The sequence below is a fragment of the Mycolicibacterium sp. TUM20985 genome (assembly GCF_030295745.1).
GTDB lineage: Bacteria > Actinomycetota > Actinomycetes > Mycobacteriales > Mycobacteriaceae > Mycobacterium.
The window spans coordinates 5,322,550-5,336,613 of sequence record NZ_AP027291.1; the positions used below are offsets into that span (position 1 = coordinate 5,322,550).

The 14,064-nt window shown below is 67.5% G+C and carries 11 protein-coding genes; 1 reads left to right on the plus strand and 10 read right to left on the minus strand.

Annotated elements, in window-relative coordinates; all coding sequences use genetic code 11:
• Window positions 1-3 precede the first annotated feature (3 nt).
• Together QUE68_RS25995 and QUE68_RS26000 are read right to left on the minus strand one after the other, a co-directional pair.
• Window positions 4-2,769 (minus strand): helix-turn-helix transcriptional regulator, encoded by a 2,766-nt coding sequence (locus tag QUE68_RS25995; protein WP_286274648.1) that lies wholly within the window; start codon window positions 2,767-2,769, stop codon window positions 4-6.
• 72 nt (window positions 2,770-2,841) lie between these two features.
• Window positions 2,842-3,402, minus strand: a complete 561-nt coding sequence (locus QUE68_RS26000; RefSeq protein ID WP_286274649.1) for a hypothetical protein — start codon at window positions 3,400-3,402, stop codon at window positions 2,842-2,844.
• Between the two features lie 117 nt (window positions 3,403-3,519).
• Here QUE68_RS26000 and QUE68_RS26005 point away from each other — a divergent pair, with 117 nt between their 5' ends.
• Complete coding sequence (locus tag QUE68_RS26005; protein WP_284229423.1) at window positions 3,520-4,218, plus strand: DedA family protein; 699 nt, start codon at window positions 3,520-3,522, stop codon at window positions 4,216-4,218.
• Here the strand turns inward: QUE68_RS26005 and QUE68_RS26010 are convergent.
• The 8 genes from QUE68_RS26010 to QUE68_RS26045 form a co-directional block, all read right to left on the minus strand.
• A complete protein-coding gene (locus tag QUE68_RS26010) occupies window positions 4,215-5,123 on the minus strand; it encodes an LLM class F420-dependent oxidoreductase (RefSeq protein WP_286274650.1) in 909 nt (302 codons plus the stop codon). The genes QUE68_RS26005 and QUE68_RS26010 overlap by 4 nt on opposite strands.
• Before the next feature lie 217 nt (window positions 5,124-5,340).
• Complete coding sequence (locus QUE68_RS26015; RefSeq protein WP_286274651.1) at window positions 5,341-6,696, minus strand: ferredoxin reductase family protein; 1,356 nt, start codon at window positions 6,694-6,696, stop codon at window positions 5,341-5,343.
• Window positions 6,697-6,747: 51 nt separating this feature from the next.
• Window positions 6,748-8,589: a Na+/H+ antiporter NhaA gene (gene nhaA / locus QUE68_RS26020; protein ID WP_286274652.1), complete on the minus strand. Its 1,842-nt coding sequence runs from the start codon at window positions 8,587-8,589 to the stop codon at window positions 6,748-6,750.
• Window positions 8,586-10,523, minus strand: coding sequence for an acetoacetate--CoA ligase (locus QUE68_RS26025; protein ID WP_286275950.1), 1,938 nt, complete (start codon window positions 10,521-10,523; stop codon window positions 8,586-8,588). Before QUE68_RS26025 ends, nhaA begins: the two co-directional genes overlap by 4 nt.
• A gap of 14 nt (window positions 10,524-10,537) precedes the next feature.
• Complete coding sequence (locus QUE68_RS26030; RefSeq protein WP_286274653.1) at window positions 10,538-11,701, minus strand: glycoside hydrolase family 76 protein; 1,164 nt, start codon at window positions 11,699-11,701, stop codon at window positions 10,538-10,540.
• 15 nt (window positions 11,702-11,716) lie between these two features.
• Window positions 11,717-12,370 carry a TrmH family RNA methyltransferase gene (locus QUE68_RS26035; protein WP_286274654.1) on the minus strand — a complete coding sequence of 218 codons (654 nt, stop codon included), beginning with the start codon at window positions 12,368-12,370 and terminating at the stop codon, window positions 11,717-11,719.
• Window positions 12,363-13,262 carry a hypothetical protein gene (locus tag QUE68_RS26040; RefSeq protein ID WP_284234827.1) on the minus strand — a complete coding sequence of 300 codons (900 nt, stop codon included), beginning with the start codon at window positions 13,260-13,262 and terminating at the stop codon, window positions 12,363-12,365. Before QUE68_RS26040 ends, QUE68_RS26035 begins: the two co-directional genes overlap by 8 nt.
• A complete protein-coding gene (locus QUE68_RS26045; protein ID WP_286274655.1) occupies window positions 13,263-14,039 on the minus strand; it encodes an SDR family NAD(P)-dependent oxidoreductase in 777 nt (258 codons plus the stop codon).
• Window positions 14,040-14,064 lie beyond the last annotated feature (25 nt).

Here is a 14,064-nt window from a genome sequence, read left to right on the forward strand (position 1 = left end):
GTCTCAGTCCGACACCCCGTCCATACGACTGCCCAGCTCGGCCCTCGAGCTGATGTGCAACTTGCGGTACACCCGAGACAGTTTGGCCTCCACCGTCTTCGGGCTCATGTAGAGGTTCGCCGCAACGTCACGGTTCGTCATCCCCGAGGCAGCGAGCCGGGCTACGCGAAGTTCAGACGGAGTCAGCGTCGTTTCGGGCGGCGGCCCGCCGTCGGCAAGTGCCAGTTCATCGCGAGCACGTCGCGCCCACAAGGGCGTGCCGAGCCGCTCGAAGTCGGCCAGCGCCGCCCCCAGACTCGTCGCCGCATCGTCGCGTCGACGCAGCTTGCGCTGTAGTTGGCCAAGGAAGAGTTGCGTACGAGCGCGCTCGAAGGGCATCGGCACCCGATCGTGTTGGGTCATGGCTCGTTCGGTGGCCTCCAGAGCACCGTCGAGATCGTCGCGGGCTGCCTGCAGCATGCCGCGACACCGCCCTGCGACGGCAAGCAACCACGCCCGGTCCAGGCGAATGCCATTGCTCTCCATGAGGTCGACCCAGCCGGCGGCATCCTCGAGCCGGCCAAGCTCGACCATCGCCTCCACGGCATCGGGGAGGAACCACGACGAGATGATCTCCATCGATCCAGGTGCTCGGGCCACGGCGGCGAGAAGCGGGTCGAGGACCGCGAGCGCTTCGGCGTAGCGGCCGAGCGAGACCTCGAGGAAACCCTCTGTCATCACGGGCCATCCGGACAGGTTGGCCGCACCGGACCGGAGACCGGCCGCAAGCCCTTCGGCACACGTTCGACGAGCCTCCTCGACCTCGCCGGCATGGGCGGTCCACAGCGCGGTGACCGTCAGGGCGACGTAGCGCGGGACGTCCCCGTTGAGCTGCAGCGCGCGCTCCATCGCTTCCTCGGCCTCGGCGGCGAGCGCATCGAACTCTCCGCGCCACACGCTGAGTATGCCGATGTGAAAGGTGGCGAAGATCAGGTCGCCATCCTCTCCGTATTCGACGGAGCGCCGCTTGATGACGGCCAGTTCGTCTCGCGCGCTGTCGAGTTCGCCGTTCCACGCCGAGAGCAGTGCACTCTGCACGTTGGCCCGAATCGCCATGGGCACGTTGACGTCATGATTCTGCAGTTCGACGGCGCGGTTCACACTTTCTCGGTCGAGTCCGTCTCCGTGCATGAAGCGCAGGGTGGTTCGCATGGACAGTGCCTGACTGAGAAGGTGGGCCAGCGGCGGCGATTCGCACAGCTCGACGGCCTCGTCGACGCTCTGGCTGGCTTCGACCGCACGCCCCGAATTGATCTGGGCGAACGCCAGGAAGACAAGAGCCTCGGCCCGGAACGCCGGGTCGTCACCAACCTCGTCGAGTGCTCTCTGCAGCATGTCCGCAGCGTCGGTGAAACTGTCGTCGAACATCCGCACGACGCCGAGCAGGTGGCGTGCTCGCGCGCGGAGTACACCCTGTCCGAGTGCTGCGATCGTCTCCTCGAGCAGGCTACGGGCGCGTTCGGAGTCTCCTGCATTGAAGTGCAGACCCGCCAGGGTGATTCGACGCTGCGGTGTGTCCCCGCCGAGCGCGAGTGCCAGGTTGACGAGTTCGGCTGCTGCCCCGGGTGCGCCCCTGTTGCGCGCGATGTCGGCTGCGGCGTCGAGCTCGGTCAACGTCGCCGGATCCCCGGTCGTCGCAGCCAGCGCAAGATGCCGGGCCCGCGACTCGGGGTCGTCGATGAGCTCGGCAAGGCGGTGATGCATCGCGCGGCGGGTCGCCGGGGATGCCCGTTGGTACACCCCCTTGGCGAGTATCGGGTGGCTGAACCGGATTCGATTCCCGTCCAGGCTGATGATTCCTTGTGTCTCGGCGGGTTCCAGCAGTTCGACGAGGTCGCCCACCTCGGTGTCGACGGCCCGGGCGACCAGGTCGACCGTCGGTGCCGGAAGGCACGAACTGGCTAGCAGAGCGACTTCGTTGGCCGCACCGACGCCGTCGATGCGGCGATCGACGAGCTCGGTCAACGACGGTGGCAGGACATCCCCGCCGCCACCGGTGTCTGCGTTGATCGATCTCGCCAACTCGATTGCGTAGAACGGATTTCCACCGGACGTCTGGTGGATGTGCAACATCGTCGGGCGTGGATAGGAGCGTCCGAGACGCTTGGAGATGACGGCGTGTAGGGCTCCTACGCTGAATGGGCGCAGGGAGATTCGATGAAACCGATCTGGTTTCGGAGACTGGAACCAAGAAACCGAGGACAGGTCGGCCGTACGCACCGTGCCAAGCATCGCGACGGGACCGGAGATGCGGCGGCCGACCGAATCGAGTACGCGCACGCTCGACGAGTCGAGCCACTGCAAGTCGTCGATCGCGAGCAATAGCGGGCTTTCCTTGGCGAGGTGTTCGACGACGGACAAGAATCCTGCGGTGATCGCGCGCTGGTCGGTCACGACGTCACGGTCGCCCATGTCCCTGGTGCGCGGCATGATTCGGTCCACTGCTTGGCGCTGGGGCGCGGCGAGGTCGGCCCAGGCCGACGGCGCGACCGAGGCCAGAAGGTCGGCCAGCGCCGTGTACGCCATGACCGACTCCGCGGCCGTTGGCCGCGTCGACAGGACTCGGATGCCTCGGTCGCGAGCTTCGTCGAGGGCCGTCAGCCAGAGCGTCGTCTTGCCGATGCCCGGCTCGCCTTCCAGTAACAGCGCCGCCGGTGCAGACGAGGCCGCATCCAGAAACCGAGCGATCTCCAACGCCTCTAGCGCTCGAGCTACATTCACAGCGCTCACACAGCCAACATCTCACACCATCTTGCGCAGCGTCTGGTGAAAGCAGCAAGCATGTGCTCGTCCCGCGCGACGTCACTCGGGGATCTGCGGCCCGATCTTGCGCGCGAGGTCGACGGCGGCATCGTTGGCGGAGCCATCGCTGACCATGCTGAGGACCGCCACCTGGACCGAGTTGGCCCGACCGCCTGCCACGAATTCGACGGCACCCGCACCCGCGAATCGCATCCCGTCCGGCCCGGGCGTGTACATGCCCTCGAGCCCTGGCTCGGGATCCCGCAACGAGCCGCTAGCCGCCGTGCCGGGACTGCCGATCTCGACGCTCACCGATTCGAGGCTGTCCGGGTTCTCCCAGACGCACCGCGAATCCGACGATGCGCCGTCGACGGCGGTCCCCAGAAGCGCGGAGATGTCCCCCGGCGTCAGCAGTGAACACACGTCGATCGGCGTGCCGGACTCCTCACCGGCGGCCGCGATCGACGACCCAGACGACTCGGCGACGTCGAGGCCTGAACCGCCGCCCGTATCCGACGCCCCGCAGCCCACTGCAGTCGCGAGGATCGCGGCGAATACGAGTACGGAAGCACGATGGCCGTCGACGTCGACGGAGCGCAGCGGGTACGGGAGTTCAGGCATCACTCGACGCTATTCGCTCCGAGGCGTCGATAAATCAGGTGTTTCCCCATCTCTGCGCACACGATGCCGCGCTCGTCTCAGCGGAACGTCAGCCAGACGCCGGTATCTTGGTGAACCATGACCACCACCACCCTGGCGTTGATGCCGGACTTCCTGGACCCGCTGACGCTCATCGGGTACTTCGGTACGTGGGCGTTGGTGGGCCTTCTGGTCGTCGTCTTCATCGAGTCGGGCGTCCTGTTCCCCGTGCTCCCCGGCGACTCGCTGCTGTTCGTCGCGGGGATGCTCGCCGCGGGTACGGCCGCCCAGGCCGAGGCCGTCGACACCAACTTCCAGCTGTGGCAGCTGCTGGTGTTCATCCCCATCGCCGCCGTGGCGGGCAGCCAGGTCGGCTACTGGATCGGCCGCAGCATCGGCACGTCGATGTTCAAGCCCAAGGCGCGGTTCCTGAAGCAGAAGTACCTCGACGAGGCGCACGCGTTCTTCGAGGAACGCGGACCCTTCGCCATCGTGTTGGCCCGCTTCGTGCCGATCGTGCGGACCCTCGCCCCGATCACCGCAGGCGCCGCCAGGATGAACTACGGCGTGTTCACGCTCTTCAACGTCATCGGCGCCGTCGTGTGGGGCGTGGGACTGACGCTCCTCGGCTACTGGCTCGGCCAGTTCGAGATCATTCAGAAGCTGCTGGAGCCCATCTTCCTGGTGATCGTGCTGGCCTCGGTGGCCCCGATCTTCTTCGAATGGCGCAAGCGTCGCAAGGCCGCCAAGCGTGCGGGCCTGGTGACCCCGGACGAGCCCGCCGCTGAGCAGGCCTAGCCGAGGCCCAACGCCTTCGCCAGGATGCGCAACGCCGGGCGCGGATCGGCGGTCGGGTCGGCACCGATGACCTGCACGACGACGTGATCGGCGCCGGCGTCGAGGTGAGCGTGCACGCTGGCCGCAGCGTCATCCACCGATCCAAGTCCAATGATTCTGCGCGCCAAACGATCTGAGCCACCTCGGACCAGATCCGACTCGTCGAACCCCTGGCGCAGCCAGGAGTTCCGGTAGTTCGGCAGCCCGCTGTAGACGTTGAGGTGGCCGTGCGCGAACGCCAGCTGCTCCTCCGGGTCCCCGCCCACGACGACCCCCTGCTCGGAGACGATCCACTTGTCCGGTCCGAGGATCTCGCGGGTCTTCGCCGACTGCTCCGGCAGCACCAGATAGGGATGCGCGCCGTCGGCGTGCGTCCCGGACAGCTCGATCATCTTGGGCCCCAACGCGGCCAGCAGCCGCACCGGCCGTCCGGCGCCCGGCTCGATCTGCTCGGGGACCGACGCCATCTTCTCCAGGTAGCCGCGCATGGTCGTCAGCGGCTTGTCGTATACCCCGCCGAAGCCGTACTCGACCAGCGGCGCATGGCTGACCCCGAGGCCGAGGACGAACCGGCCCGGGAACAGAGCGCTCAGCGTGCGGGCACCCGACTCGGCGGCCGACGCCGCCCTGGCGTGGATGTTCGCGATGCCGGTGCCGACGACGAGTCGCTCGGTGGCGGACAGGAAGGCGGCCGACTGGGTCAGGCACTCCTTGCCCGTGACCTCGGGAATGAACAGCGACCCGAAGCCGAGTGCCTCGATCTCGCGGGCCACCTCCTGCGCGGCGGGCATGGCCCAGGTGTCGCTGGCCCACCAGACGCCGATCGTGCTCGGATAGTCGGTACGTGCGCGTTCAGTGTCGGTCACCCTTGGCATTCAATCAGCGCCGGCTCGCGGTGCTGCGGACACCCCGCTCGACGAGGGCGATGGCTGACCACTCGGTCTACTCGGCCCCCGCGTGATCGCCCTCGAGCAGACCTGTCACCGCAGGACGAGCGCAAAGACGACGCAGCACAGCAGAATGAGGGCCGCGACCGCGATGGCCGCTTGCTGGGTATATCGGTGTCGCACGGGGTTCCTGTCGTCAGACGAAGTTGAAACGCTCGGTGTGAACGTGGCCACCGGGTATCCCCAGAGTGCCGAGAGCATCCTCCATCGCGTCCTGCATCGCGTTGGGACCACAGATGAAGTACTGCAGGGTCCCGTATTCAGCGGGCAGGCGCCTGCGCAGCGTCTGGGCGGTGATGAACCCCTGCTCTCCCGCCCATGTGGGCGTGGGATCGGACACGACGTAGATGACGGTGAGCACCAATTGCTCTGTCAGAGCGTCTATCTCCTCGCGAAAGGTCGCATCCTCGAACCTGGGAACTCCAAAGAACAGATAGCACGGCCTGCGTTCGTCGCGAGACGCGAAGGTCCGCAACATGCTCATCACCGGCCCGATGCCTACACCGCCGGCGAGGAAGACGAACCCAGGCCCGGAGTAACGGTCAGGCGAGAACACGCCATGCGGACCGTCGACATAGGCGCGGGTGGTCGGTGCAATTGCACCGACGGTCCCGGTGAAGTCGCCGAGTTCCTTGATGCTCATTTGCAAGGTCGTCGGATCATCTCCGTTGGAGGAGAACGAGAACGGGTGCTGTGTCAGTGCAAACGGTGATCGATTCAACGACAGCCATCCGAATTGCCCGGGGGCAAAGGTGAACCCGGCGTGTCGGACGGGACGCAAGGTGACCGTGTTGACGCCGCCACGTTCGGAGACCACCGACACGACTTCCCACGAACGTCGTCTCCGCAGCAGTGGTCGGGCGATGCGTACCCACAGGAACATCAGAAGGAAGCCCACCGTCATGACGACCCAGAGCAGACGCTTCCAGGGCTCGTTCACGTAGTGGCCGATCAGTTCGACGTGCACCAGCGCTGCGGTGATCGCGATGGTGGACAGCACCAAATGCATTGCCTGCCAAGCCTCGTATGAGAGGTGCAGCGCCGCGCGCCATACCGATGTCACGATCACCGCCAACAGACAGACGATCGCCAGGGTTCCGAAACGACCTGCCCATGGTGCTGTGAATGGGTTGACCCGCTCGATGTACGTCGGATCTACTAGCACGATCAACAGGATTGGATGCGCAAGAATGAAACACGTTCCGACATAACCCATATAGCGGTGGAAGTGCACCAGCGCGTCTTCACCGAACGGGGCCGCGACCGCCTTCACCCGGGCGACCAGCACGAACTGCAGACCCATCATCGACAACCCGACGAAACCCAGCGCGACGGTGAACTCCCGCCAGAACCCGCGATCGTCGTCGGCTACCCCGATGACGGCGAAGATCAAGGGAACGACGACGACGGCAACGTAAGCGCCGATCCACGCCGGAGTGCGCAACGCCGCTCGCACCCGCCGTTCTGCACTCAGGCCGAGACTACCGTCCACAGCTCACCTGACCCATTCGATTCCTTGGTGCTTCGCTTGCCGTGCCTGACGCTAATCCTTCGCCTCCAGCGCGCGGATCAGGCTGGCCGCATCCCACGGCCCGGAGTGGCGCCGTCCGTTGACGAAGAACGTCGGCGTGGACCCGAGATCCATCAACTCGGCGTCCTGCGCGTCGTCCTGCACCCGGTGCAGAACCTGGGGCGAGTGCAGATCATCGTCGAACTTCGCGATGTCGATGCCGACGCCGTCGGCGTAGCGGTAGATGTGCTCCCATTCCAGGTGCTCCTGGAACTCGAACATCTTGATCGCCAGATCTAAGAAGCGGCCCTGCAGCGCGGCGGCCTCACTCGCCCGGGCGGCATCCATGGCGTGCGGGTGGACGCGCTCCAACGGAAGGTGGCGCCACACGTAGCGCAGTCGATCGGGACCGAAGTACTCGCGGACCTCGTCGATGGCGCCAGTGGCCCGGCTGCAGAACGGGCACTCGAAGTCGCCGTACTCGACCAGTGTCAGCGGCGCGTCCGGGTCGCCGCGCAGATGGTCGCGGTTCGGATCGACCTCGCGGATCAGCGTCATCCCGACGGCGACCGGCGGGCTCAGCCAATCGGTGATCCGGAACGTCACCCAGCCCACCGCCAGCGCCAGCACGGACGCGGCCAGGACGCCGACGCGCGCCAGGTCCTGCCGCTCCGGATCCTCGATGGCCAGGTCGATGATGAACAGCGAGATGGTGAACCCGATACCCGAGAGGGCGGCCCCACCGGCCACCCGGCGCAGGGTGAGACCTGGTGCCAGCACGCCCATTCCGGCCGCCCGCACCAGGGCCGTCGCGCCGGTGATCCCGATGAACTTGCCCACCACCAGCCCGGTGATCACGCCCCAGGTCAGGGGTGATCGCACGGCCGCGGACATCGTCTCGCCGTCCAGGCGCACACCCGCGTTGGCCAGCGCGAACAACGGCAGGACGAAGAACGACACATAGGAGCCGAACCCCGTCTGCAGACGTTCGTTGATCGAGATGGAGTCGCGCAGGCTGCGGGTCGCCGCGCGCGCGTACTCCGAATTCGGAGACTGCCGGAAGGCGCGGATCACCTCGACCGCCTCCTCGACACGCTGCCGCTCGGGGGTGAACACCGGGATCAGCAGCGCGACCACCACGCCGGCCAGGGTCGGATGCACACCACCCATCGACAGGGCGATCCACAGCGCTACCGCCAGCACCGCGTAGGCGGGAACCTGCGCGGTGGGCAACAGCCGCACCGCCGCGAGCCCGCCGATGAGCGCCACGGCGACGAGCAGCGGGACCAGGCTGACCTGATCGGAGTAGAAGACGGCGATGGCCAGCAGTGCGCCCACGTCGTCGACGACGGCCAGTGTCAGCAGGAACGTCCGTAACCGGGCCGGACACCTGGGGCCGACGATCGCCAACGCGCCCACCAGGAAAGCGGTGTCGGTGGAGATCACCACACCCCACGCTCTGGCGTCGTCACCGGACGGGTTCAACGCGAGGAAGACGAGCGCGGGCACCATCAGACCCGCGAGTGCCGCCACGACCGGTACCACGGCGCGGGCCCGGTCGGTGAGCTCACCGATGGTGAACTGGCTCTTCACCTCCAGGCCGACGATGAAGAAGAAGAAGGTCATCAGGCCGTCGTTGATGAGGTGCTTGACGCTCATCTCGGCGTGGAACTCGCCGAGGCGAAGCCCGACCTCGGTGCCCAGGACGTCGGAATAGCTTTGCGCCCAAGGCGAATTGGCCCACAGGATGGCGATGATGGTGAACGCCAGCAGCAGGGCGGCTGCCGTGTTCTCACCGCTGCGCGCGGCCGTCGGATCGCGGCCGAAGCGGCTCGGCGCGCGCCTGCTGGACCGCGGACCGTCGGTCGTGGTCACGTCCTGGCGTGCCCCGCGAACTCACCGAGCAATTCGGGGCGGTCCACGGCGCTGGGGGTCAGCACCTCGGACGGGTTCGCGCCCAGCAGGATTCGCTTGATCGGGATCTCCAGCCGCTTGCCCGTCATGGTGCGCGGAATTCCTGGCACGTGGATGACGTCGTCGGGAACGTGCCGAGGCGAGGCGCCGTGGCGGATCGACTCGACGATCCGGGCCCGCAGGTCGTCACCGAACTCGACCCCGTCGGCGCAGGCGACGAACAGGGGCATCCAGTATCCGCCGTCATCGAGTTCGACACCCACCACCAGGCAGTCTTGGATCTCGGCCATGCTCTCGACCGCGTTGTAGATCTCCGCGCTGCCCATCCTGACCCCGCCCCGGTTCAGGGTGGCGTCCGAACGACCGTGCACCACGACGGATTCGCGCTCGGTGATGGTGATCCAGTCGCCATGGCACCACACGCCGGGGTACTTGTCGAAGTACGCCGTGCGGTATTTCTCGCCGTCCTCGTCGTTCCAGAAGGACACCGGCATCGACGGCATCGGCGCCGTCACCACCAGCTCACCCGCCTCGTCGGTGACCGACCGTCCGCCCTCGGCCCACGCTTGCACCGCCACGCCCAGACAGATCGCGTTCAGCTCGCCGGCCCGGATCGGCACCAGCGGGGCACCGCCGATGAACGCGGTCACGACGTCGGTGCCGCCGCTCATCGAGATCACCGGGACCGGTCGGCCGATGCCTTCCTGCAGCCAGCCGAAACCGGAGGCAGGCAAGGGCGAACCCGTCGATCCGACCGCCCGCAGCGACTCCAGCGGATGGTCCCTCCCGGGATGCAGCTCCTCCTTGGCGCACGCCAGCCAGTAACCCGCGCCCGCGCCGATCACCGTGACCCGATGATCGGCCGCGACCTGCCAAAGGTAGTCGGTGCGACCGTAGGTGGGGCTGCCGTCGTACAGCACGATCGTGGAGCCAACGAGCAGCCCCGACACCAGCAGGTTCCACATCATCCAGCTGGTGCTGGACTGCCAGAAGAACCGGTCCTGCGGTTTCAGGTCGAGGTGCAGGCTCAGGTACTTGACGTGCTCGAGCAGGACGCCACCGTGGCCGTGCACGATGCCCTTCGGCGTGCCGGTGGTACCGGAGGAGAACAGCACCCACAGCGGGTGGTCGAACGGGACGGGCGTGACGTCGAGTTCCGCGCCGGCTCCGCGCTCTAGCGCCTCGGCCCACGGGGTGTTCCCAACCACCGGCTCGCCGAGCCGCGGCACCACCACCGTTGCCTTCAATGTCGTTAGCTGCGAACGGATCTCGGCCAGTTCGTCGTGGCGGTCTCGCCGCTTGCCTGCGTACACCGAACCGTCACTGGCCACCAGCACCGTCGGCTCCAGCTGGCTTAGGCGTGCGACGACGCCTCCGACGGCGAGGTCCTGGTTGCACACCGCCCAGGTGGCGCCGACGCTCGCGGCACCCAAGAAGGCGACGACCGCCTCGCCGACGTTCGGCAGGTATCCGACGACGCGGTCACCCGCTTGCACGCCGACACTGCGTAGGTACGCCGCGAAGGCCGCGGTCTCCGTGCGCAGCCGCGCCCACGACCACTCCGCCGAGCCGTCCTCACCCGCGACCACCATCGCGGGTCGGTCGTCGGTGGCATGCCGGAAGATCTGGTCGACGTAGTTCAGCGTGGCACCCGGAAACCATTGCGCTCCAGGCATTTCGCTGTTCCCGAGCACCGCGGTCGGTGGCGTCGTGGCTTGGATGTCGAAGAACGACCAGACCGCACCCCAGAACCAGTCGAGGTCGGCGACGGATGCCCTCCACAACGCGTGGTAGTCGGCGAATTCACCCCGCCCACTCTCGGCCAGCCAGTGCAGGAACCGCGTCACGTTGGCATCGTCGATGGTCCGCTGGTCGGGGCTCCAGTCCCCCGACATCTGATCGGTCGGGGTCACTGCGGGCCGTCCTCCTCCGTAGGCGTTTCGGATACGTCCAGCAGGAGCTGCCCCGGGGGCACGTCGTCGCTGACGGTGTGTGCGGCCTCCATGAGCATCCAACCCGAAAGTTGAACGGAAAGATCACGTTCGGGCACTTCGGAGGCGTTCACCGCCCCTTCGACGAACTCCGCGTCCTTGCCACCGGCCGTCGGCAGGTCGGCGTTGCGGTCCCAGAACGCTCCGAACAGCGGCAGACCGTCGACGGTCTGCCGGTAGTCCCAGGCCGAGTGGGCGGACTTCAGCACCAGCTCCTTGGCGGTGGCACGGGTGGCGGTGTCCTCCTGGCTGTCCTCGGGCAGCAGCGTGGCGGCGAGCGCGAGGTACCGCGCCAGGATGCCGTTGAAGAGTCCGCCGTCGCCGCCACCGGCGCCCTTGATGACGCCACCGGGCGCCATCTCGTCGGCGATCGCCTTCACCAGGCGACGCACGCGGTCGGCATGGCGGGCGTCCTGGGTGCGGGCGGCCAGCTCCACCTCGAGACCGAGGACGACGCCCTGGCAATAGGTGTACTGCGCGCGGACCATCGACCCGCCCTTGATGCCGTCGAACACCAGGTGGGTGTCCGGGTCGATCAGCGTCTCGTCGATCCAGTCGGCCATCTGCTGTGCGCGGCGCAGGCGGTCGTAGCGCGCCAGGAAGATCCCGGCGGGTCCGTTGGCGGGGGCGTTGAAGAACTGGTCCTGCTTGCGCCAGGGGATGCCGCCACCGTCCTCCGGCACCCACGCGTTGAGGAATTGGTCGGCCAGCTTGTCGAGCGCCTTCGGCCGTTCGACGCCGGCCTGGCTCCCCGCCCGTTCGAGGGAGAGCGCCAGCCACGCCATGTCGTCGTAGTAGTCGTTGATCCAACGCCCGGTGTTGCGCCAGTGCTGTCCCCTGATCTGGCGTTCGATGGTCACCCTGCGCTCGGGCTGCGGGTCGCGGATCTGCGCGTCGACCAGGCAGTCGAGCAGGTGCGCCTGCCACCAGTAGTGCCAGGTGCCGAACGACTGCGCCTTCTTGGTGGGCGGCCAGGCGACGACGCCGAGTTGCGTACCGGGCAGCCGCCAGAGTCGACGGTAGTGCCGCTTCGCGATCGCGGCCTCAGCGCTGGCCGCGCGATTGCCCCACAGCTGATCCATGGCTTTGATCCTGCCCTACCAGGCTTGCGCTGTGTCGGCATGCGTCGCGATCCAGGCGTGCATGGCGATGCCGCCGGCCACCGCGGCGTTGATGCTGCGGGTGGACCCGAACTGCGCGATGGACACCGTCACGCTGGCGCCGCGCTGCGCGTCCTCGGTGATTCCGGGACCCTCTTGGCCGAAGATCAGCAGGCAGTTGCGCGGTAGGCGGGTGTGCTCGAGCCGGACCGATCCGGGCACGTTGTCGACCGCGACCACCTCGAGGCCCGCCTCGGCCGCGAACGCGAGCAGTTCGGCGGTGGTGTCGTGATGCTGGAGACGCTGATACCGGTCGGTGACCATGGCGCCGCGGCGATTCCACCGACGCCGGCCGACGATGTGCACGGTGTCGACGGCGAACGCGTTGGCGGTGCGGACGACGGCCCCGATGTTGGCGTCGTTGCCGAAGTTCTCGATCGCGACGTGCAGCGGGTGCCGTCGCGTGTCGATGTCGGCGATGATCGCCTCGCGCGTCCAGTAGCGGTACGCGTCGACCACGTTGCGAGTATCGCCGTCGCGCAACAACTCCGGGTCGTAGCGGGGATCGAGCGGAAGTGGACCCGACCGTCCCTCGAGCCAAGGCCCCACACCGGGGCCCGTCGTCCACTCCGTCGGACCCGGATCACTCACCGGTGGTCCACAACGCGGCGTGGGTGCCGACCACGGCGACCGTCGCATACAGCAGCGCTTGATTGATCTCGCCCTGCGTGCACAGCGATCCGCGCACCGCGACCGCGTCGAGTGACGCATCGGGCAGCACCAACATAGAGGAGCCGTACACCGAACAGGCATACGACAGACCCTTGCCCGGCAGGGTCGGTGTCACCTGGATCATCATCGGGCCGCCGCGACGAATCGAATCGTCCCGGTAGCGCGACGCCAGACCGGTGACGTCGAGCCCCAGCAGCATGTAGCCATTGCCGGTGAAGGCGTTCGGCTCCCCCAGCGCGGTCGGCATCAGCTGCGAGCCGCCGGCATCGAAGGCATCGACGCTGGTGGACTTCACCACCAGGCCGGTCTCGGTGTCTCCGGTGGGCGTCAAGCCGACCGGAAACGACGCCCCGTAGGCGGCGATGGTGCCGGGGATGCGGTCCTGGGGCGAGTACAGGTACACGCCGCGCACCTGGGTCTGATCGCGCAGCGGGCCTAGACACACTGTGCCAGAGAGCTTGTCGGGGTTGGGCGACGCGGCGGGCTGCAGGTTCAGGTCGGTCGCGCCGCTGCAGCTACCCACCGCAGTGCTCTCGATCGGGTGTGCCAGTGCACCGTAGAGACCGAACCGCAGGGTGTCGACCTTCGCGTGCGGAGCGCCGGCCTGAGAAGGCGCCGCATCGACGTCGAGGAGCACGTAGTCACCGTCGAAACGCAGATTCGACGCCGAGACGTTCCAGCCCAGCACGGCAAGCGATTCGCCGAGCTTGGCGCCCTGGGTGGCATACGGGCTCGGCTCGGGTTCCTTCGAACAGGAGACGACTGCGACGCCGGTGACGAGGGCCAACAGCAGTGCGACGACAGCGCGCACTCAGGTCCGTCCCCGGCCGCGCCCCACCACTTTGGTCGCCGCCCGCACGAGACTCCGCGGCACCATCCGACCCGCAGTGGTCAGCACCTTGTACTGCACGCCGGGAACGATCACGATCTGCCCCTTGGCGACGTCGGCCAGACAGTCGCGCACGACGTCGGCCACCTCGAGCCACAGCAGCGACGGCGTGCCCTCCATGTCGATGCCCGCGCGTTCGTGGAACTCCGTACGCACGAAGCCGGGGCACAGGGCATGCACGCCGACGCCGGTGCCGTCGAGACCGTTGGCCAGGCCCTCGGAGAACGAGATCACCCACGCCTTCGACGCCGAGTAGGTGGACCCCCTTCCCGGCAGCAGGCCCGCGACGCTGGCGACGTTGATGACCGTGCCTGCCCGGGCGGCCAGCATGGGCGGCAGCGCGGCACGCGTCAGGTGCATGACCGCGGTGACGTTGACGTCGAGCTGCGATTGAAGGGCCTCGAGATCGGCGCTCCAGAATTCCCCCGACGTGCCAAATCCCGCGTTGTTCACCAGTACTCGCACACCTTCGGCGAGCCGATAGGCCACCTTGGCCCGGTCGGCGGCGACGGCCAGGTCGGCGGCCAGCACCTCGACGTCCACACCGGCTTCGTCGTGCAGCTCGGCGGCAAGGCGTTCCAGCCGTTCGACGTCGCGCGCCACGAGCACCAGGTCGTAACCATCGAGGGCGTATCGGCGGGCGAATCCCATACCCAATCCGGACGTCGGTCCGGTGATCAGCGCGACGGGACGTGGCATGCCGACAGGCTACCGGCCCCTAGTC